The sequence below is a fragment of the Neobacillus sp. MER 74 genome, assembly GCF_023714155.1.
This window is the reverse complement of the sequence record NZ_JAMAUV010000001.1, coordinates 296,393-318,997: the sequence shown is the minus strand read 5'-3', so window position 1 is coordinate 318,997 and position 22,605 is coordinate 296,393. Positions and strand designations below refer to the sequence as shown.

Annotated in this window: 17 protein-coding genes; all 17 read left to right on the top strand. The window is 37.9% G+C overall.

Annotated features, from left to right (window positions below; genetic code table 11):
- The first annotated feature begins 258 nt into the window (after window positions 1-258).
- The 17 genes from sucC (at window position 259) to M3610_RS01375 (ending at window position 22,442) form a co-directional block, all read left to right on the top strand.
- The gene (gene sucC, locus M3610_RS01455) at window positions 259-1,419 is read left to right on the top strand and encodes an ADP-forming succinate--CoA ligase subunit beta (protein WP_251456099.1); all 1,161 of its coding nucleotides are present in this window, start codon (window positions 259-261) and stop codon (window positions 1,417-1,419) included.
- Between the two features lie 22 nt (window positions 1,420-1,441).
- Window positions 1,442-2,344, top strand: coding sequence for a succinate--CoA ligase subunit alpha (gene sucD, locus M3610_RS01450; protein WP_098571679.1), 903 nt, complete (start codon window positions 1,442-1,444; stop codon window positions 2,342-2,344).
- Window positions 2,345-2,431: 87 nt separating this feature from the next.
- Window positions 2,432-3,319, top strand: coding sequence for a DNA-processing protein DprA (dprA, locus tag M3610_RS01445; RefSeq protein ID WP_251456097.1), 888 nt, complete (start codon window positions 2,432-2,434; stop codon window positions 3,317-3,319).
- 346 nt (window positions 3,320-3,665) lie between these two features.
- Window positions 3,666-5,744: a type I DNA topoisomerase gene (gene topA / locus M3610_RS01440; RefSeq protein WP_251456095.1), complete on the top strand. Its 2,079-nt coding sequence runs from the start codon at window positions 3,666-3,668 to the stop codon at window positions 5,742-5,744.
- 197 nt (window positions 5,745-5,941) lie between these two features.
- Window positions 5,942-7,249 (top strand): FADH(2)-oxidizing methylenetetrahydrofolate--tRNA-(uracil(54)-C(5))-methyltransferase TrmFO, encoded by a 1,308-nt coding sequence (gene trmFO / locus M3610_RS01435; RefSeq protein WP_251456093.1) that lies wholly within the window; start codon window positions 5,942-5,944, stop codon window positions 7,247-7,249.
- Window positions 7,250-7,433: 184 nt separating this feature from the next.
- The gene (gene hslV / locus M3610_RS01430) at window positions 7,434-7,976 is read left to right on the top strand and encodes an ATP-dependent protease subunit HslV (protein ID WP_088086376.1); all 543 of its coding nucleotides are present in this window, start codon (window positions 7,434-7,436) and stop codon (window positions 7,974-7,976) included.
- 18 nt (window positions 7,977-7,994) lie between these two features.
- Complete coding sequence (gene hslU, locus M3610_RS01425) at window positions 7,995-9,398, top strand: ATP-dependent protease ATPase subunit HslU (protein WP_251456092.1); 1,404 nt, start codon at window positions 7,995-7,997, stop codon at window positions 9,396-9,398.
- Between the two features lie 122 nt (window positions 9,399-9,520).
- Window positions 9,521-10,300, top strand: a complete 780-nt coding sequence (gene codY, locus M3610_RS01420; protein WP_026566456.1) for a GTP-sensing pleiotropic transcriptional regulator CodY — start codon at window positions 9,521-9,523, stop codon at window positions 10,298-10,300.
- Window positions 10,301-10,497: 197 nt separating this feature from the next.
- Window positions 10,498-11,202: a 30S ribosomal protein S2 gene (gene rpsB, locus M3610_RS01415; protein ID WP_098571684.1), complete on the top strand. Its 705-nt coding sequence runs from the start codon at window positions 10,498-10,500 to the stop codon at window positions 11,200-11,202.
- 140 nt (window positions 11,203-11,342) lie between these two features.
- Window positions 11,343-12,224 (top strand): translation elongation factor Ts, encoded by an 882-nt coding sequence (tsf, locus tag M3610_RS01410; RefSeq protein ID WP_098571685.1) that lies wholly within the window; start codon window positions 11,343-11,345, stop codon window positions 12,222-12,224.
- A 106-nt stretch (window positions 12,225-12,330) separates the two neighbouring features.
- Entirely contained in the window at window positions 12,331-13,056 is a 726-nt protein-coding gene (gene pyrH / locus M3610_RS01405) for a UMP kinase (RefSeq protein WP_098571686.1), read from the top strand.
- A complete protein-coding gene (gene frr / locus M3610_RS01400) occupies window positions 13,056-13,613 on the top strand; it encodes a ribosome recycling factor (RefSeq protein ID WP_098571687.1) in 558 nt (185 codons plus the stop codon). The genes pyrH and frr overlap by 1 nt, the downstream gene beginning before the upstream one ends.
- Before the next feature lie 267 nt (window positions 13,614-13,880).
- Entirely contained in the window at window positions 13,881-14,657 is a 777-nt protein-coding gene (locus M3610_RS01395; protein WP_251456091.1) for an undecaprenyl pyrophosphate synthase, read from the top strand.
- 24 nt (window positions 14,658-14,681) lie between these two features.
- The gene (locus M3610_RS01390) at window positions 14,682-15,476 is read left to right on the top strand and encodes a phosphatidate cytidylyltransferase (protein ID WP_098571689.1); all 795 of its coding nucleotides are present in this window, start codon (window positions 14,682-14,684) and stop codon (window positions 15,474-15,476) included.
- Window positions 15,477-15,510: 34 nt separating this feature from the next.
- A complete protein-coding gene (dxr, locus tag M3610_RS01385; protein ID WP_251456090.1) occupies window positions 15,511-16,653 on the top strand; it encodes a 1-deoxy-D-xylulose-5-phosphate reductoisomerase in 1,143 nt (380 codons plus the stop codon).
- Window positions 16,654-16,670: 17 nt separating this feature from the next.
- The gene (gene rseP / locus M3610_RS01380) at window positions 16,671-17,930 is read left to right on the top strand and encodes an RIP metalloprotease RseP (RefSeq protein ID WP_251456089.1); all 1,260 of its coding nucleotides are present in this window, start codon (window positions 16,671-16,673) and stop codon (window positions 17,928-17,930) included.
- A 186-nt stretch (window positions 17,931-18,116) separates the two neighbouring features.
- Window positions 18,117-22,442 carry a PolC-type DNA polymerase III gene (locus tag M3610_RS01375; protein ID WP_251456088.1) on the top strand — a complete coding sequence of 1,442 codons (4,326 nt, stop codon included), beginning with the start codon at window positions 18,117-18,119 and terminating at the stop codon, window positions 22,440-22,442.
- The last annotated feature ends 163 nt before the right edge of the window (window positions 22,443-22,605 follow it).

Here is a 22,605-nt window from a genome sequence, read left to right as displayed (position 1 = left end):
TAAAACCCGAAATCCTTCGGATTTGTCGACAGTCTGTAATAAAAACAGGCAAAGCTAGTTTTTTATTATTATATTAAGAAACAAATTATTCCAAATGAGGTGCTAACTTCCTGTGTGAAATCGAAAAAAATAATTGACAATTTAGAATATTTCTAAGAAGTATATAATTTTTTAGCATAATGGTAGACAAGGTATGTATCATTATATAAAATGAAAACGGAGTCAGTTTTTAGAAGAGTTTGAATAGGAGGATGGGAAATGAATATCCATGAGTATCAAGGGAAAGAGATCCTCAGAAAATACGGGGTTGCGGTTCCAAATGGAAAAGTAGCGTTCACTGTAGAGGAAGCAGTGGAAGCAGCGAAAGAATTAGGTACACAAGTTTGTGTAGTAAAAGCACAAATCCATGCTGGTGGACGGGGTAAAGCCGGCGGTGTTAAAGTAGCAAAAAACCTTGATGAGGTTCGTACATATGCAAGCGAAATCCTCGGAAAAACTTTAGTTACACACCAAACAGGTCCAGAAGGTAAAGAAGTGAAACGCCTGCTTATTGAAGAAGGCTGTGATATCAAAAAAGAATACTATGTTGGACTAGTATTAGACCGTGCGACATCTCGAGTTGTTTTAATGGCTTCAGAAGAGGGCGGTACGGAAATTGAAGAGGTTGCTGAAAAGACTCCAGAGAAAATTTTCAAAGAAGAAATTGATCCGGTTGTAGGCTTACAGCCTTATCAAGCACGTCGCATTGCATTCAATATTAATATTCCAAAAGAATTAATTAATCAAGCTGTTAAATTTATGACAGCGCTATACAATGCATATATCGATAAAGATTGCTCCATCGCAGAAATTAATCCGCTTGTTGTTACAGGTGATGGTAAGGTAATGGCTCTTGATGCAAAATTAAACTTTGACTCGAATGCTCTATATCGTCAAAAAGACGTTCTTGAGTATCGTGACCTTGAAGAAGAGGATGCAAAAGAAATCGAAGCATCTAAATACGACTTAAGCTATGTTGCTTTAGACGGAAACATTGGTTGTATGGTTAATGGTGCAGGCCTTGCTATGTCAACGATGGATATTATTAAACATTACGGCGGCGACCCTGCTAACTTCCTTGATGTTGGGGGCGGCGCAACAGCTGAGAAAGTTACAGAAGCATTCAAAATTATCCTTTCTGATCCAAACGTAAAAGGTATTTTCGTTAATATCTTTGGTGGAATCATGAAGTGTGATGTTATTGCTGAGGGTGTAGTAGAAGCAGCTAAGCAGGTTGGTCTAAGTGTTCCGCTTGTAGTTCGCTTAGAGGGAACAAACGTTGAATTAGGTAAGAAAATCTTAGCCGAGTCAACTGTTGAAATTATTGCTGCTGAATCCATGGCTGATGGCGCACAAAAAATCGTTTCATTAGTGAAATAGGATCATAGAAAGGGGAATTAATGTGAGCGTTTTTATTAATAAAGATACAAAAGTTATTGTTCAAGGGATTACTGGTTCAACTGCCCTTTTTCATACAAAACAAATGCTTGAATATGGAACACAAATTGTTGGTGGGACATCTCCAGGTAAAGGCGGAATGGAAGTAGAAGGCGTTCCTGTCTTTAATACGGTTAAAGATGCTGTTGTTGCAACAGGTGCTACAGCTTCTGTTATTTACGTACCTGCACCATTTGCTGCCGATGCGATTATCGAAGCTGTCGATGCTGAGTTGGATCTTGCCATTTGTATCACTGAACATATTCCAGTTTTAGATATGGTAAAAGTAAAACGTTATATGGAAGGCAAAAAGACCCGCTTAGTTGGTCCAAACTGCCCGGGTGTGATCACTGCTGATGAATGTAAAATCGGAATTATGCCTGGTTACATTCATACAAAAGGACATGTTGGTGTTGTATCCCGCTCTGGAACATTAACATACGAGGCTGTTCATCAATTAACCCAAGCTGGTATTGGTCAAACAACTGCTGTCGGGATTGGTGGAGACCCTGTGAATGGAACAAACTTCATCGATGTTTTAAAAGCATTTAATGAAGATCCTGAAACATACGCTGTCATCATGATTGGTGAAATCGGCGGTACAGCTGAAGAAGAAGCAGCTGAATGGGTGAAAGCGAACATGACAAAACCTGTAGTCGGCTTCATCGGTGGACGTACAGCTCCTCCAGGGAAACGTATGGGCCATGCAGGTGCCATTATTTCAGGTGGTAAAGGTACGGCAGATGAAAAGATTCGTGTCATGAACGAGTGCGGAATTAAAGTTGCTGATACTCCATCTGTTATGGGTGAAACTTTAATTGAAGTGTTAAAAGAACAAGGTTTATACGAAAAGTGTAAAACACACTAATATTTACTGCTAGTGTTTAACAATCAGTCCCTCATAAATGAGGGGCTATTTGTCTAAGCTAAAATTATAAGGAGGAAATTATTAAAAATGGACGACTTTAAGGAGAAACTGATTTCTTTGTTACATTATCCAGATATTTCTTGGAGCACCGTTTTCCAAATGCTAAAAAAAGACCCAACCCTGAAAAACGTCTATAAATTCCAAACCCATTTCCCACACCAGACTAGTTTATTTTCACCTAGTACCTCAAGTAACTCTTCAGATAATTCTTCTAACTCTTCATTTAATCCTGATATCATTCGAGATCAAATCCGCCAATACGAAACCAATGATATAGCTGTGATCACTATTCTAGATAAAGAATATCCTTCATTGTTAAAAGAAATTTATCAACCACCATGGGCATTGTTTGCCAAGGGTGATCTCTCCCTCCTCGAAAAAGACCCCAAACTTGCCGTAGTTGGTTCCCGTCAGGCTACCCAGTATGGAAAAAATGCTATTCGAGTGATTTTTCCTGGTTTAATAGATAAGGGAATCCTTATAGTAAGTGGTTTGGCAAGAGGGATTGACGCACTTGCACATGAATATGCGATAAAAAATGGTGGAAATACTATTGCCGTGATAGCAGGTGGGTTTTATCATATTTATCCAAAGGAAAATATGAACTTAGCTTTAGAAATGATGAAAAATCAACTTGTTCTTTCAGAGTATCCCCCGGATACTAAGCCGCTCAGATGGCATTTTCCATCGCGGAATCGAATCATTAGTGGTTTGTCTAAGGGGACCTTTATTATAGAAGCAAAGCGAAAAAGCGGTTCTCTGATTACCGCCAATTTTGCGGTCAATGAGGGAAGAGAGGTATTTTCCTTACCTGGAAGCATTTTTAACCCTTATTCAATCGGCGCAAATGAACTAATTCAACAAGGGGCAAAGCTGGTAACTGGTGCGGAGGATATATTAGTTGAAATTAGATAAAACTCTAGGTTACCTAAAATTTTTAAGAAAAAATTGTTTATTTTTAAAGGTTTTTATGAATAAATGGAGAAATTAGCTTAAAAAGGTTGCAATAATTTCTAATTTGTTATACATTTTCCAACAGATGTTCGAAAAAAAGAATATTTGCACATGGAATAAATAATTATGTAAAAACACATATAAAAGAAAAACTTTGGGATAGGGCAGTTTTGTAAAGTATTTTCTCCGGTCATTTTAGGTAAAACTGGTATGTAGGAAAGCTTCTCAAATGAAAAGCACCTTAGAAACAGAAATTTTGCCAGAATCGGGGCGCTTCTACACTTTCCCTCTTAAGGAGGATATTTAAATGGCTGATTTTCTTGTAATCGTTGAATCGCCGGCAAAAGCGAAAACGATTGAACGATATTTAGGAAATAAATATAAAGTAAAAGCTTCAATGGGACATATTCGCGATTTGCCACGGAGCCAAATGGGGGTTAATGTAGAAAATAGCTATGAACCAAAATATATAACGATTCGTGGAAAAGGTCCTGTTTTAAAAGATTTAAAAACAGCAGCTAAAAAAGCGAAAAAAATTTATCTCGCAGCTGACCCGGATCGTGAAGGGGAAGCAATTGCATGGCATTTAGCCCATAGTTTATCAGTCGACATTAGTTCTGATTGTCGAGTTGTTTTTAATGAAATAACAAAAGATGCGATAAAAGAATCCTTTAAGCATCCACGTCCAATTAATATGGATTTGGTGGATGCCCAGCAGGCACGTAGAATTCTCGACCGGCTTGTGGGCTATAATATCAGTCCTCTTCTCTGGAAAAAGGTAAAGAAAGGCTTAAGTGCAGGTCGAGTTCAATCCGTAGCTGTCCGTCTTATTATCGATCGAGAAAATGAAATCAAAGCCTTTGTCCCAGAAGAATATTGGACGATTGATGGCGAGTTTTTAAAAGGAAAAGACCATTTCAGTGCCCAATATTTTTCCTTAGCAGGCAAAGAAAAATTTGAACTTAAATCTGAACAAGATGTTCAAAGCATTCTAAGCCAAATGGATGACAATAAGTTTGTAGTCATATCAGTTACAAAAAAAGAACGAAAAAGAAACCCTGCGCCACCTTTTATAACTTCATCTTTGCAACAAGAAGCAGCCCGAAAATTAAACTTTCGAGCTAAGAAAACGATGATGCTTGCACAGCAGTTATATGAAGGGATTGAGCTTGGAAAAGAAGGAACGGTTGGTCTGATTACATACATGAGAACGGATTCAACAAGGATCTCAGATGTCGCACAAACCGAGGCTGCTGAGTACATCCGCTCAGAGTATGGGGAAGATTATTTAAAAGATGAGCAAAGAAAAGAGAAGAAACAATCGAACGCCCAAGATGCACATGAAGCGATTCGCCCGACAAGTACTTTGAGAGATCCCAATAGCTTAAAATCATTTTTATCAAGAGACCAACTGCGTCTATATAAATTAATCTGGGAACGGTTTTTAGCGAGCCAAATGGCACAAGCTGTTATGGATACTATGAGTGTAGACTTGCAAAATGGGAATGTTCTATTCCGAGCAAATGGTTCAAAAATCAAGTTTCCTGGTTTTATGAAACTTTATGTTGAGGGCTCAGATGACAATGTAGATGAAAAGGATAAAATGCTTCCAGATCTAAAAGTTGGGGATGAAGTATTTAAAAAGGACATCGAGCCTAAGCAGCACTTTACTCAGCCACCTCCAAGGTATACGGAGGCAAGATTGGTTAAGACACTGGAAGAGCTGGGAATTGGCCGTCCGTCGACATATGCACCAACCCTCGACACAATTCAAAAGCGGGGGTATGTAGCACTCGATAATAAAAGATTTATACCTACCGAACTTGGTGAAATTATCGATGAGTTAATTTTAGAGTTTTTCCCAGATATTCTAGACGTCGAATTTACAGCAAAAATGGAACAGGGCTTAGATAATATCGAAGATGGTAAGGTCCCTTGGGTCAAAATTATCGATGAGTTTTATCAAGATTTTGAAATTCATCTAAAAAAAGCTGAAGAAGAAATGCAATCGGTTGAAATCAAAGATGAGCCTGCAGGGGAAGATTGTGAGAACTGTGGGAACCCAATGGTCTTTAAAATGGGACGGTATGGGAAATTTATGGCTTGCAGCAATTTTCCTGATTGCAGGAATACAAAACCAATTGTCAAAGAAATCGGAGTAACTTGCCCGAGTTGTAAAGAAGGACAAATCATTGAGCGTAAAAGTAAGAAGAAGAGATTATTTTACGGGTGCACTAAATACCCTGCATGTGAATTTATCTCTTGGGATAAACCACTTCCAAGGGAATGCCCTAAATGTGAAGGCATGCTGGTTGAAAAGAAATTAAAAAAAGGCGTGCAAGTTCAATGTGTTAGTTGTGATTACAAAGAGGAACCTCAAAACTAGGGGGAAGAGTGGACAAAGTCCACTCTTTTCATTTTGTTTTAATCATAATTAAAAACATTTCCACATTACTTAAAACTTTTTTCTTTTTCATTCGTATAGTACAATGCAAGATGGACTAAATTGTGGGAAAGGTAATGATAGGTATGTGAACTTTTCCACATTTACATAAACCAAGGTTAATATTAGGAGGATAATAAATGAAGGATGGTACTATAAATGTAATTGGGGCTGGTCTTGCAGGAAGTGAAGCAGCATGGCAAATTGCAAAACGCGGGGTCAAAGTAAGACTTTATGAGATGAGACCAGTGAGGCAAACACCTGCCCACCATACAGATAAATTTGCAGAATTAGTTTGCAGTAATTCTTTACGTGCTAATACATTAACAAATGCAGTAGGTGTATTAAAAGAAGAAATGAGAAAACTTGATTCTGTCATCATCGCGGCGGCTGATGCTTGTTCTGTACCTGCCGGGGGTGCGCTAGCAGTAGACCGACATGAATTTGCAGCTAAAGTGACTGAAATGGTAAAAAATCATGAAAATGTGACGGTAGTAAATGAAGAAGTAACGGAAATTCCTGAGGGCATAACAGTTATTGCCACTGGCCCGCTAACAAGTCCGGATCTTTCTGAAAAACTTAAGGGGCTGACAGGTGAGGAATATCTTTATTTTTACGATGCTGCTGCACCAATACTTGAAAAAGATAGTATTGATATGGAAAAAGTTTATTTAAAATCCCGTTATGATAAAGGGGAAGCAGCATACCTGAACTGTCCGATGACTGAAGAAGAATTTAACCGTTTTTATGACGCGCTAATCACTGCTGAAACAGTTCCTGTAAAAGAATTTGAAAAGGAAGTTTTTTTTGAAGGGTGTATGCCCATCGAAGTAATGGCGTCACGTGGAAAGAAAACGATGCTGTTCGGTCCGTTAAAACCAGTAGGATTAGAGGATCCAAAAACAGGAAAAAGGCCCTTTGCAGTAGTGCAGCTTCGTCAAGATGATGCGGCTGGAACACTTTTTAATATTGTCGGTTTTCAGACACATTTAAAGTGGGGCGCACAAAAGGAAGTCATTCAATTAATTCCTGGCTTAGAAAATGCAGAAATTATCCGTTATGGTGTGATGCACCGGAATACGTTTATCAATTCTCCAAAAGTCTTAAAAGCGACCTATCAATTCCGAAACAGAGAAGATTTATTCTTTGCCGGTCAAATGACAGGGGTAGAAGGCTATGTTGAATCTGCGGCAAGTGGGTTAATCGCAGGAATAAATGCCGCGCGGTTAAGCCAAGGATTGGATCCACTTGAATTTCCGGAAGAAACAGCGATTGGAAGTATGGCGCATTATATTACGACTACCAATGCTAAGAATTTCCAGCCAATGAATGCAAACTTTGGTTTATTTCCCGAACTGCCGGTAAGAATTAAAGGAAAGCAAGAGAGAAATTTACAGCACGCAAATCGAGCGCTAGAAACAATTCAGAACTTTGTGAAAGTTTTGTAAAGTTTATTGCAAGGGAATTAGAAGTATGTTACGATTTAGTAGCCCTTGCGAAGAAAATATTATGACAAATGTGAATATTTTCTTAAAGTTAATTATAGAGTATTTACAAATTGAAATTTCACATGTTACATAATTATCTGTGCGAAAATTAAATCGAAATCACTCCAAAAGGAGGTTCATCTTTATGAACCAATTTCATGCGACAACGATATTTGCAATCCATCATAATGGTGAATATTCAATGTCAGGTGATGGACAAGTGACATTTGGTAATGCGGTAGTGATGAAACACACAGCAAGAAAAGTAAGAAAGATATTTAATGGAAAAGTACTTGCTGGTTTTGCCGGTTCTGTTGCAGATGCATTTACCCTTTTTGAACTATTTGAGGGAAAATTAGAGGAATTTAACGGAAACCTTCAGAGAGCAGCGGTAGAGCTTGCTAAAGAGTGGAGAAGCGATAAAGTGCTCAGGAAGCTTGAAGCAATGCTAATTGTTATGAATCGTGAATATTTACTGCTTGTATCAGGAACTGGAGAAGTAATCGAACCTGATGATGGAATTCTAGCGATTGGCTCTGGTGGTAACTATGCGTTATCCGCTGGCCGTGCCTTAAAGAAATACTCAGGAGACCACTTGTCTGCAAAGGAAATAGCGAAAGCTTCTTTAGAAATAGCAGCAGAAATATGTGTGTATACGAACCATAACATTATTGTGGAAGAGCTATAACGGAAGGAGACTTATATTATGGGAAAAACCACTAATTTAACCCCTCGTCAAATCGTTGAAAAACTTGATCAATATATCATCGGACAAAAGGATGCCAAAAAAGCAGTGGCTGTTGCCCTTAGGAATCGATTCAGAAGGGGATTGTTAAATGAAAAACTTAGGGATGAAATTATCCCTAAAAATATTTTGATGATCGGGCCAACTGGCGTGGGTAAAACGGAAATTGCCAGAAGAATTGCTAAAATTGTCGGCGCTCCTTTTATTAAAGTTGAGGCTACCAAGTTTACGGAAGTGGGCTATGTTGGGCGTGATGTTGAATCCATGGTTAGAGATCTTGCTGAAACCTCTGTACGTTTAGTGAAAGAAGAACGAATGCAAAATGTGAAGGAACGGGCTGAGGAAAATGCAAACAGCCGACTGGTCGATTTACTAGTTCCGTCCGCTAAGAAAGCAAATAATTTTAAAAATCCTCTTGAGATGCTCTTTGGCGGTGGCAATCCGTCTACAGATACAGAAGCTCAGCAAGAAGATTATTCAATCACAGAAAAAAGAAAAATTGTGAAAGAAAAATTAGCATTAGGGCAGCTTGAGGAAGAAATCGTTACAGTAGAAGTAGAAGAGCAAACACCATCCATGTTTGATATGCTTCAAGGCTCAGGGATTGAACAAATGGGAATGAATATGCAAGATGCATTAAGCAGCTTTATGCCTAAAAAACGCAAAAAGCGCAAATTGACTGTTCGTGAAGCTAGAAAGGTGTTAACTAGTGAAGAGGCTTCTAAGCTAATTGATATGGATGAAGTATCGTCTGAAGCAATCTATCGTGCGGAACAAAATGGAATTATTTTCATAGATGAGATTGATAAAATTGCTAGCAAGAACTCTGGAGGATCTTCAGCAGATGTATCAAGAGAAGGTGTCCAACGAGATATTTTACCTGTGGTTGAAGGTTCAACAGTGGTAACAAAATATGGTTCAGTAAAAACAGATCATGTTTTATTTATTGCAGCCGGCGCATTTCACATGGCCAAACCTTCAGATTTAATTCCGGAGCTTCAAGGGCGCTTCCCGATTCGTGTTGAATTAACGAAATTGACTGTGGAAGATTTTTTCAGGATCTTAATCGAACCTGATAATGCACTAATAAAGCAATATCAAGCATTATTGGAAACCGAAGGTATACAAATTGAATTTTCTGACGATGCTATTCGTAGAATTGCTGAAGTGGCATATGAAGTAAATCAAAATACAGACAATATTGGTGCAAGACGTCTTCATACCATACTTGAAAAGCTTTTAGAAGATTTATCTTTTGAGGCACCAGATATTTCGATGGAGAAAGTTACTATTACACCAAAGTATGTAGATGATAAACTTGGTGCTATTTCGAAAAACAAAGATTTAAGTCAATTTATCCTATAAAAGTGAACATTTGTTTTATGAAAATTTTGGAAACGATGTTCATTTATTAGATACCTAAAATGTAGAAATTATGCGTGATTAAAATTTAATAATGGTTGTAGTTACTTAGGAGGAAGAAACAGATGGATTTACTTACAAAAACTAGAAGAATTAACGTATTATTGCAAAAGGCGGCTGGAAAACCAGTTAATTTTAAGGAAATGTCCGAGACATTGAGCGAAACAATCGAAGCAAATGTGTATATTGTCAGCCGTCGCGGGAAGCTTCTTGGTTTTTCAATTTATCAGCAAATTGAAAACGAAAGAATGAAAAAAATGTTTGAGGATCGTCAATTTCCTGAAGAATATACAAATGGCTTATTTAATATTCAAGAAACATCTTCTAACCTTGATATTGAAAGCCAATATACTGCTTTTCCAGTGGAAAATGGAGATTTATTCCGTACAGGATTAACAACAATTGTGCCGATTATTGGTGGAGGGGAGCGTCTTGGAACACTCATTCTTGCAAGATTAGAAGCGAAATTCCATGATGAAGATTTAATCCTTGCAGAATATGGGGCAACAGTTGTAGGAATGGAAATTCTCCGTGAAAAATCAGAAGAAATTGAAGAAGAAGCAAGAAGTAAAGCCGTTGTTCAAATGGCGATTAGTTCATTATCATATAGTGAGCTTGAAGCGATTGAGCATATTTTTGAAGAACTGAATGGCCGTGAAGGGTTATTAGTTGCATCTAAAATTGCAGACCGTGTTGGAATTACCCGTTCAGTTATCGTTAACGCTTTAAGAAAGCTTGAGAGTGCTGGGGTAATTGAATCACGTTCACTTGGTATGAAAGGAACATATATCAAAGTCTTAAATGATAAGTTCTTGATTGAATTAGATAAACTAAGAGCAAATTAATTAAACCATTCCCTAGCTGAGCTAGGGAATTTGTTTTTTTAGTAAAGTAATGCTTGATTGTTATTACCACATATGCTATATTATTTCATGGTGTTAATACACACGCTCATTGATTTAAACAGATGGTGCTGTTAATGACAGTTTCTGTTTAGAAATGAAGTGAGCGGAGGAAAACAAACCATTAGGAGGAAAAAATCATGTCAGTAATTTCTATGAAGCAATTGCTTGAAGCTGGTGTACACTTTGGACACCAAACACGCCGTTGGAATCCAAAAATGAAGAAATATATCTTCACAGAGCGTAACGGTATCTATATCATTGACCTACAAAAAACAGTTAAAAAAGTTGAAGAAGCTTATAACTGGGTTAAGGACCTTGCTGGTAACGGCGGAACTGTACTTTTTGTTGGTACAAAGAAACAAGCTCAAGATTCTGTTAAAGAAGAAGCAGGCCGTTCTGGTATGTACTATGTTAACCAACGTTGGTTAGGTGGTACACTAACAAACTTTGAAACAATTCAAAAGCGTATTGGCCGCTTAAAAGATATTGAAAGAATGTCTGAAGATGGTACTTTCGAAGTACTACCTAAGAAAGAAGTAGTACAATTGAAGAAGGAACAAGAACGTCTTGAAAAATTCCTAGGCGGAATTAAAGACATGAAACAACTTCCAGATGCACTATTCATCATTGATCCTCGTAAAGAGCGTATCGCTGTTGCGGAAGCTAAGAAATTAAACATTCCAATCGTTGGTATCGTTGATACAAACTGCGATCCAGACGAAATCGATGTTGTTATTCCTGCGAATGACGATGCGATCCGTGCGGTTAAGCTTTTAACTGGTAAAATGGCTGATGCAATCCTTGAAGCAAAACAAGGTGAAGAAGTAGCTGTTCAAGCTTAATTTAAGTGATTGAATGAAAAGGTGATAAGAGGGAGACCCTTTATCACCTTTTTTTAAGAAGGTTTTTTTAAGAAAGTTTTATATTAGCTGTCATTGGCTAAGATATGGATACATAGAAAAATAAAGGAGGAATTTACATTATGGCAATTACTGCTCAAATGGTAAAAGAATTACGTGAAAAAACTGGTGCAGGTATGTTGGATTGTAAAAAAGCATTAACTGAAACTAATGGTGATATGGAAAAAGCAATTGACTTCTTACGCGAAAAAGGAATTGCATCTGCGGCTAAAAAAGGTGACCGTATCGCTGCAGAAGGGTTAACATATGTTGTTACTGAAGGAAACAATGCAGTTATCCTAGAAGTAAACTCTGAAACTGATTTCGTTGCGAAAAACGAAGCGTTCCAGGCACTTGTTAAAGAATTAGCTGCACATCTTCTAAAAAACAACCCAGCATCTGTTGAAGAAGCATCTGCACAAACAATGGAAAATGGCGTGACTGTAGCAGACCATATCAATGCTGCGATTGCTAAGATTGGTGAAAAATTAACACTTCGCCGTTTTACAGTTTTATCAAAAACTGATAACGATGCATTTGGTGCTTACATTCATATGGGTGGCCGTATTTCTGTGTTATCTGTTCTTGAAGGTACTACAGATGCAGATGCTGCAAAAGATGTTTCTATGCATATTGCTGCACTTAAGCCGAAATATGTTTCCCGTGATCAAGTTTCACAAGACGAAGTAGAGCACGAGCGTCAAGTATTAACTCAACAAGCTCTAAACGAAGGAAAGCCTGAAAAGATCGTTGAAAAAATGGTTGAAGGCCGCCTAGGAAAATATTTTGAAGATGTATGTGTCCTTGATCAAACTTTTGTTAAAAACCCTGATCAAAAAGTACGTCAATTTGTTGAATCTAAAGGTGCTACAATCCGTGAATTCGTTCGTTACGAAGTAGGAGAAGGCATTGAAAAACGTGAAGATAACTTTGCAGAAGAAGTAATGAATCAAATTAAAAAATAATCTGAAATATTCTTGAGCAAAAGGGAATATTACGAAATAGTTATTAAATAGGGGACACTGTGTGTTCCCTTTTTTAAAAAGTATTAATACATAAATGGAGGTTTATATGAACGGTCCTAAGTACAAACGCGTTGTATTAAAGTTGAGCGGAGAAGCACTAGCAGGTGATGAGAGCTTTGGAATTAAACCTTCTGTGATCAAATCGATTGCTATTCAAGTGAAAGAAATAGCGGAACTTGGTGTCGAAGTTGCTGTTGTGGTTGGCGGCGGTAACATTTGGCGTGGTAAAATTGGCAGTGAAATGGGAATGGATCGGGCAACTGCTGATTATATGGGGATGCTTGCAACGGTAATGAATTCCTTAGCCTTACAGGATAGTTTAGAGCATTTAGGCATTGAATCAAGAGTGCAAACTTCTATCGAAATGCGTCAAGTAGCTGAACCTTATATTAGACGTCGTGCGATTAGACATTTAGAGAAAAAACGAGTGGTAATTTTTGCAGCTGGTACTGGGAATCCATACTTCTCAACTGATACAACAGCAGCACTCCGAGCAGCGGAAATTGATGCTGAAGTGATCTTGATGGCTAAAAATAATGTCGATGGTGTTTACTCTGCAGACCCTCGTTTGGATGCAAACGCAACTAAATATGAAGATTTGTCCTTCCTTGATGTGCTTAAAGAAGGATTAGCAGTTATGGACTCAACTGCCTCTTCATTATGTATGGACAATGATATTCCATTGATTGTATTCTCAATTATGGAGCAGGGCAATATTAAACGCGCTGTTATGGGTGAAAAGATAGGAACAATTGTTAGGGGGAAACATTAATGCCAAAACAGGTCATTGCTGCGACAAAAGATCGTATGACAAAAGCGATTCAGTCATATTCACGTGAACTTGCAAGTATTCGAGCGGGAAGAGCAAGTGCTTCATTATTAGATAGGATTACAATTGATTACTATGGTGCACCAACCCCTGTCAATCAAATGGCGGGAATTACCACACCTGAAGCAAGGCTGATTGTGATACAACCGTATGATAAATCCATTCTTGGTGATATTGAGAAAGCTATTCTCAAATCCGATTTAGGATTAAATCCTAGTAATGATGGAACGGTTATCCGCCTTGCGATTCCACAGTTAACTGAGGAGCGTCGTAAAGAACTGGTCAAGTTAGTTAAAAAGTATTCAGAAGAAGCTAAAGTAGCTGTCCGTAATATCCGTCGTGACGGAAATGATGATTTGAAAAAGCTTGAGAAGAACGGTGAAATTACTGAGGATGCTCTTCGCGGTCATTCTGATGATATTCAAAAGCTTACTGATGAGTATATTAGTAAAATTGATCAAATTACAAAAGATAAAGAAAAAGAAATTTTGGAAGTATAATTTATTATAGAACCCTCTGCATAGGGGGTTTTTCACTATTTTATTACGTAAATAATTCCAATTGAGGGATTTTGAAAGTTGTCTGAAAATAATTCTTAATTCCTTTTATTTTACATAAGTTAATTAATAGAGATATCTTAATGCTTTTTTGGTATGATAAAAACATGCTACCCCGAAATGTCCATTACATAACAACACACGCTTCAATGGAATTGATTGATGATTTATTTTCGGAGGAAATGATTAACTAATTAGAGGAGCAATGTCATGTTTAATAAAATAAGGCTTGGGAAGAACCGAAATACCTCTTCCACACTCCGAAATAAAATAGATGAAATAAAAAAATTGCCTGTTCCTGAACATGTGGCGATTATTATGGATGGAAACGGGCGTTGGGCTAAAAAACGGGCATTACCAAGGATTGCTGGTCATCACGAAGGTATGAAAGTCGTCCGAAAAACCACGAAGTTAGCCAATGATCTTGGAATTAAGACGTTAACATTATATGCGTTTTCGACTGAAAATTGGAAAAGACCAAAAAATGAAGTGGAGTATATAATGAGTCTTCCTGATGAGTTTTTAGGTACTTTTCTTCCGGATTTGATTTCAGAAAATGTACAGGTGAAAATGATGGGTTACAAAGACCAACTTCCCCCACATACACTGCGTGCAATTGAAAAAGCTATTGATGATACAAAGGATAACAACGGGTTAGTCCTCAATTTTGCTTTAAATTATGGGAGTAGAGCAGAAATACTTGATGCTGTTAAGAAGGTCTTAAAAGATAGCAAAAGTGGTAAACTAAAAGAGTCAGACTTAGATGATAAGGTCTTTTCTTCCTATCTAATGACCGCCGACTTTTCTGATCCAGACTTATTAATCCGAACGAGTGGTGAAATCCGCTTAAGTAACTTTATGCTTTGGCAGTTAGCTTACTCAGAATTTTGGTTTACCGATGTGTTATGGCCAGATTTTAGTGAGGAACATTTACTGGAAGCAATAGAAACATTTCAAAAACGACAGCGTCGGTTTGGTGGTATATAGTACAACAAAGGTGTTGAAAATTAAATGAAGCAAAGAATCATAACAGGAGTCATCGCAGCTGCACTTTTTTTACCCATCGTTTACTTTGGCGGGTTTCCAATGGTATTGTTAACCTACTTTTTAGCGACGATCGGTTTATATGAATTATTGAAAATGAAAAAAATTAATATTTTTTCTGTAAATGGTGTTTTGACGGTTTTATTTCTTTGGGTGCTGCTTTTTCCTGAGGAGTATTATCACATATTGGATTCCTTTTATTATTCAAAAGTGGAGATATGTATTGCTTTAATTTTTTTGTTACTTACTTTTACAGTCATAACCAAGAATCAATTTACATTTGAAGATGTTTCATTTTCCATTTTGTCTGCTATTTATGTAGGAATTGGTTTTTACTTTTTCTTCGAAACAAGACAAGACGGCGGCCTCGTTTTTATCTTGTATTCTTTATTTATGATTTGGGCTACCGATTCAGGTGCATATTTTATTGGAAAGGCCCTTGGAAAGACAAAGCTTTGGCCGGAAATTAGCCCCAATAAAACAGTGGAAGGATCAATTGGCGGTGTTGTTTGTGCTGTTTTGGTTGCAGTTCTCTTTGCAATCTTTTCTGACATCAATGTCGGTCTCTTATCATTAATGGGAATTACAGTTGTTCTATCTATTTTCGGACAAATTGGTGACTTAGTTGAATCTGCTTTTAAGCGTCATTTCCATGTTAAAGACTCTGGGAATATCTTGCCAGGTCACGGAGGGATTCTTGACCGATTTGACAGCCTATTATTTGTTTGGCCCTTGCTTCATCTGTTTCACCTTTGGGTATAAAGCGTATGTGCTTCACATTTAGGAGTTGACCTTATTGAAAAAGATTAATTTATTGGGTGCGACAGGATCAATCGGCACTCAAACGTTAGATATTATTCGTGAGCATCCATCCGAATTTAGAGTGACAGCTATTTCTGTTGGGAAAAATATTGACTTGGCTCGAAAATTTATTGTTGAGTTTCAACCTGAGCTTGTTTCTGTACAAGACTATCAGGATTGTCATACATTAAAAGCAGAATTCCCTAATATTAAGTTTACATTTGGTCAGGAAGGACTTATTGAGGCTGCCGTTTATGAAAAGGCAGATATCCTTGTCAATGCTGTTATTGGTAGTGTGGGTTTAAACCCAACGCTGCAAGCGATCGAGAGTGGGAAAATCATTGCTATTGCTAATAAAGAAACTCTTGTAACTGCTGGCCATTTAGTAATTGATGCTGCTAAAAGAAATAATGTTCCACTCCTACCTGTCGATAGTGAGCATTCTGCCATTTTTCAAGCCTTGCAGGGGGAGAAAGAAAAAAATATTGAAAGATTAATTCTTACTGCTTCTGGTGGAAGCTTTCGAGAGCGAACTCGGCAAGAATTGAAAAATGTTACCGTCGAACAAGCTTTAAACCATCCAAATTGGTCAATGGGAGCCAAAATCACTATTGACTCGGCCTCGATGATGAATAAAGGTTTGGAAGTAATTGAAGCACACTGGCTCTTTAATATGCCATATGAAAAGATTGATGTACTGCTTCATAAAGAAAGCATCATCCATTCAATGGTTGAATTCCATGATAGCAGTATAATTGCCCAATTAGGTACACCAGATATGCGTGTACCTATCCAATTTGCTCTTACCTATCCCGATCGCTTAGCATTACCTACATCAAAACGTTTGGATTTAGCAAGTATTGGGAAATTGCATTTTCAGGAAATGGATGTTGCAAGATTTCGCTGTCTAGGGTTTGCCTATGAAGCAGGAAAAAAAGGGGGGTCGATGCCTACGGTATTAAATGCGGCAAATGAAGTGGCCGTTGCAGCATTTCTAGCGGGAAAAATCCATTTCTTGCAAATTGAAGATTTGATTGAAAAGGCATTAACTACTCACCAAATCGTGGATCACCCTAGCTTAGCAGCAATCCAAGAGATAGATACAGAAACAAGAGATTATGTACGTTCACTTCTATAAAAAAAGGTGGTTTTAATTTGACTACAGTAATTGCCTTTATTGTGATTTTTGGCGCGCTTGTATTCTTTCATGAATTAGGTCATTTGATTTTCGCAAAAAGGGCAGGTATTTTATGCCGTGAATTTGCCATAGGTTTTGGTCCCAAGGTTTTTTCTCATAAAAAAGGGGAAACGACTTATACTATTCGCTTACTACCGATTGGCGGATTTGTCCGTATGGCTGGAGAAGACCCAGAAATAATTGAAATTAAGCCCGGCTATCGAATTGGCCTGTTGTTTAATAAAGATGAGAAAGTAAATAAAATCATCCTTAATAATAAAGAAAAATTTCCTAATTGCCGAATTGTTGAAGTGGAATATGCAGATATAGAAAAAGATTTAATCATTAAAGGATTCCCTGACGATGAGGAAGAGGAATTAAAAACATTTACCATTGACCCAAAAGCAGTCATTGTAGAAAATGGGGTCGAATCACAGATTGCTCCCATTGATCGTCAATTTGGTTCAAAAACATTGGGGCAACGAACAATGGCTATTTTTGCTGGACCAATGATGAATTTTGTACTTGCATTCATTGTATTTATTATTATTGCTTTTATTCAAGGTGTTCCTACGAATGAACCTAAGTTAGGTGAAATCACTCCTGAAGGAGCAGCAATGGCTGCAGGTCTTAAAAAGGGTGATTTAATACAGACAATCAATGGTTCAGAAATAACTAGTTGGTCTGATGTTGTGGAAGTTATTCGGAAAAACCCAAATGAAAAACTCAATTTTTCAATTCGCCGTGACAACAAGGATTTAGATATCACGGTAACCCCGATTGAAAAAACGGTGGAGGGAAAGAAAATTGGACTGATTGGTGTATATAGTCCAGTTGAAAAATCACCCATTCAAGCAGTAAAAGCAGGATTCACAGAAACCTATTTCTGGACTAAGCAGATTTTTGTGATGGTCGGTAAATTAGTTACGGGACAATTTTCAATCGATGCTCTATCTGGTCCGGTTGGTATTTACCAAGCTACTGATTCTGTTGCTAAATCTGGAATTTATTATTTAATGAAATGGGCCGGGATTTTAAGCATTAACTTAGGAATTATGAACTTATTACCTATTCCTGCTCTTGATGGCGGCAGATTGATGTTTTTTGCTGTCGAAGCTGTCAGAGGAAAACCGATTGATCGTCAAAAGGAAGGAATGGTCCATTTTATTGGATTTGCCCTCCTCATGCTGCTCATGCTAGTCGTAACGTGGAATGATATTCAAAGGTTCTTCCTGTAATATATAAATATTAATGATTAATGGGGCCGTCTATACGGTCCCTTCATTTGTTTTCAGGAAAGCTATTTTACCTAAAATGGAGAATTTTTTCTGTCGAATAAAGACGAATCCATTCAACTCATATGATATAATTATTTTTTGACGAAATAAAAATTTAATGATTTTTAATAGATGGGAGAGAGAAAGATGAGCGAACATGCCGACGGCAAAAAAGAGCGATTCCAACTCTTGCTCCAGCAGCTGCAATTAATCGAGGATGCTGTTGTAGTGCATTTCAACAATGCGCAAATAGATAGGCTTTTAGTTGAAAAAAAGAATCGAAAGTGGCATTTTCAATTTTCACTCGAAAATATCCTTCCCTATAATATCTACGTTCTGTTTACGACACAACTTGAACGGACATTTTCAAACATTGCCACGATATCGTTCCAAATTAATGTAACAAACCAAACCATTTCATCTGAATTAATACGAGATTATTGGAGTTATAGCATTCAGCAAATCGATGGGATTGCTCCGCCGCTTTTAAAACTTTTACATGAACAACTCCCTGAAGTGAATGGAAATAAACTAACAATTACAGTTCGTAACGAAACAGAGGGACTTGCGTTAAAGAGGAAATATGGAGAGATAATCTCAAATATATATCAATCATTTGGATTTCCTAGCCTTTCAATAGAGACGGACCTGAAAAATGTAGAAAAAAGTGATGAATACCAACAATTTTTACTTGCTAAGCAAAAAGAAGATCAAGAACGCGGACTGCAGGCAATGGTTGAATTGCAGAAAAAAGAGGCTGAAAAAGATCAAGCTTCGGGTGATTTGCCATCTGGACCACTTACTATTGGTCTTACAATTAAAGATAATAACGACTTCCGCAGTTTGATTGATATTGTTGATGAAGAAAGAAGAGTAGCAGTGGAAGGTTACATCTTTGATGCTGAGATTCGTGAACTCAGGAGCGGCAGGTCGCTGTTAACCTTTAAAATAACGGATTATACAAGTTCCATCATGGTAAAAATGTTTTCACGAGACAAAGAGGACGCCGCTCTCTTCCAACTAGTCAAGAAGGGGATGTGGGTAAAGGTTCGAGGAAGCATTCAAAATGATACCTTTGTCCGAGACCTTGTCATGATAGGAAATGATATCAATGAAATCAAACCTGCAGGTCGTAAGGATACGGCTCCTGAAGATGAAAAACGGGTTGAGCTCCATCTTCATACCCCGATGAGTCAAATGGATGCTGTCACACCTGTAAGTGCGTTGATTGCTCAGGCAAAAAAATGGGGGCATAAAGCGATTGCCGTTACCGATCACGCTGTTGCCCAATCCTTTCCTGAAGCATATGGTGCAGGGAAGAAAAATGATATTAAAATTCTCTATGGCGTTGAAGTAAACTTAGTAGATGATGGGGTCCCAATCGCCTATAATGATGCGCACCGTCAGCTTACCGAGGATACTTATGTCGTTTTTGACGTTGAAACGACGGGTCTCTCAGCAGTGTACAACACTATTATCGAACTAGCTGCTGTAAAAATACATGATGGAGAAATCATTGATCGATTTGAATCCTTTGCCAACCCACATCACCGATTATCGGCAACAACAATCAATCTCACTGGAATAACGGATGACATGGTCCAAACGGCTCCGGAAATAGAAGAAGTTCTTCGGAATTTTAGAGAATGGGTCGGAGATTCTGTCCTTGTTGCCCATAATGCTTCCTTCGATATGGGTTTCCTAAATGTCGGCTATAAGAAAATAGGCTTTGATAAAGCAAATAATCCTGTTATTGATACGCTTGAACTTGGACGCTTCCTGTATCCAGAGATGAAAAACCATCGGTTAAATACGCTGGCAAAGAAGTTCGATATTGAATTAACCCAGCATCACCGGGCGATTTATGATGCGGAAGCCACTGGTTATTTACTTTTGAAAATGTTAAAAGATTCATTAGAAAAAGGAATCGAATATCATGATCAATTTAATGATAATATGGGTAAAGGCAATGCTTACCAACGTGCACGTCCCTATCACTGTACATTATTAGCTCAAACCCAAGCAGGTTTAAAGAATCTGTTTAAACTTGTATCCATTTCTCATCTTGAATACTTTTATCGCGTCCCACGATTGCCTCGATCTGTTTTACAAAAATACAGAGAAGGGATTCTTGTTGGCTCCGGATGTAATAAAGGGGAAGTATTTGAAGGGATGATGCAAAAGTCTCCAGAGGAAGTGGAAGGCGCTGCCCGCTTTTATGATTACATTGAAGTCATGCCAAAAGAAGTCAATGCACCGTTAATTGAAATGGAATTAGTGAGCGATGAAAAAGCAATGGAAGACATTATTGCGAAGATCGTTAAATTGGGAGATAAATTAGGTCTTCCAGTTGTTGCCACAGGGAATGTCCATTATCTTAACGAAAATGATAAAATTTATCGCAAAATATTAATTAATTCGCAAGGGGGAGCGAATCCGCTCAACCGTCATCAACTTCCAGATGTTCACTTTAGAACAACCAATGAAATGCTTGATGCCTTTTCATTTTTAGGAAAAGAGAAAGCAAAAGAAATTGTCGTCACGAACACAAATAAAATTGCTGATATGATTGAAGTCATTAAACCAATTAAAGATGATTTGTATACACCGAAAATTGAGGGTGCCGATGAAGAAATGCGCGAAATGAGTTACGGAATGGCACGGAAGATTTACGGTGACAACTTGCCTGAAATTGTTGAAGCCCGGTTAGAAAAAGAACTGAAAAGTATTATTGGACATGGATTTGCCGTTATTTATTTGATTTCACACAAGCTAGTAAAAAAATCATTAGATGATGGTTACCTTGTAGGTTCCAGGGGATCTGTCGGCTCATCACTGGTTGCAACGATGACAGAAATTACGGAAGTAAATCCACTGCCGCCACATTATGTATGTCCAACCTGTAAGCATTCAGAGTTCTTTAATGATGGATCAGTTGGGTCTGGGTTTGATTTACCTGATAAAGATTGTCCGCAATGCGGCGGTAAATACCATAAAGACGGACACGATATTCCGTTCGAAACGTTCCTTGGATTTAAAGGGGATAAGGTTCCCGATATCGATTTAAACTTCTCTGGTGAGTACCAGCCGCGTGCCCATAACTATACGAAGGTTCTTTTCGGTGAGGAATATGTTTATCGTGCTGGGACAATAGGCACGGTTGCCGATAAAACAGCTTTTGGTTATGTGAAGGCATATCAGCAGGATAACAATCTTCAACTCCGCGGTGCCGAAGTGGAACGATTAGCTTCGGGATGTACTGGAGTTAAAAGAACAACGGGACAGCATCCGGGGGGGATTATCGTAATCCCTGATTACATGGATGTTTATGATTTTTCACCGATTCAATTCCCAGCTGACGATAGAAATTCAGAATGGAAGACAACTCATTTCGATTTCCATTCCATCCATGATAATGTCTTAAAGCTCGATATTCTAGGGCACGACGATCCGACAGTCATTAGGATGCTTCAGGATCTGAGCGGAATGGATCCAAAAACAATCCCAACCGATGACCCTGAAGTTATGAAGATATTCAGCGGCACCGAGTCATTAGGTGTAACTGAACAACAAATCATGTGTAAAACGGGTACACTGGGTATTCCAGAGTTTGGGACTCGATTTGTTCGTCAGATGCTTGAAGATACAAAACCAACTACTTTTTCTGAACTAGTACAAATCTCAGGTCTGTCTCATGGTACCGATGTATGGCTTGGGAATGCTCAGGAATTAATTCATAATAAAACATGTAATCTGAGTGAAGTAATTGGCTGCCGGGATGATATCATGGTCTACCTTATTTATCAGGGATTGGATCCTTCCTTTGCTTTTAAAATTATGGAATCCGTTCGTAAAGGTAAAGGGTTAAGTGAAGAAATGGAAGCTGAGATGAGGAAAAATGAGGTTCCGGAATGGTACATCGACTCCTGTAAAAAGATCAAGTATATGTTCCCTAAAGCTCACGCGGCTGCCTATGTACTTATGGCAGTTAGAATTGCCTATTTCAAGGTTCATTTGCCGCTCCTATATTATGCCGCTTACTTTACTGTACGTGCTGAAGACTTTGATATTGAAGCGATGTCGCGCGGTTCAGAAGCAATTCGTGCTAAAATTGAGGAAATTAATGCTAAAGGCTTGGAAGCATCAAACAAAGAGAAAAACTTATTGACGGTATTAGAACTAGCATTAGAAATGACAGAAAGAGGCTTTATATTCCAAAACTATGATTTATATAAATCTTCTGCCTCTGAATTTATCATTGAAGGCAATTCCTTAATACCGCCATTTAATTCGATTCCAGGTCTTGGAACAAATGCGGCCTATAATATTGTCAAAGCTCGGGAATCAGGAGAGTTTTTATCTAAAGAAGATTTGCAGCAGCGCGGAAAAGTATCTAAAACTATCCTTGAATATTTGGACAAACAGGGGTGTCTCGCATCCCTTCCAGAGCAAAACCAGTTATCGTTGTTTTAAATAGGAAAATACTTGACAAACGGCGAAGCTATTTGCATAAAAATGATGGTTATGGTATAGTTTTATTGGAAATACTAAGAAATACTCTCGTGAACAAGAGTGGGGAAACCCGCTCTTTCCTTTTTGTATACGACTTTTTTTCTTAGTATAACTTGATAAAACT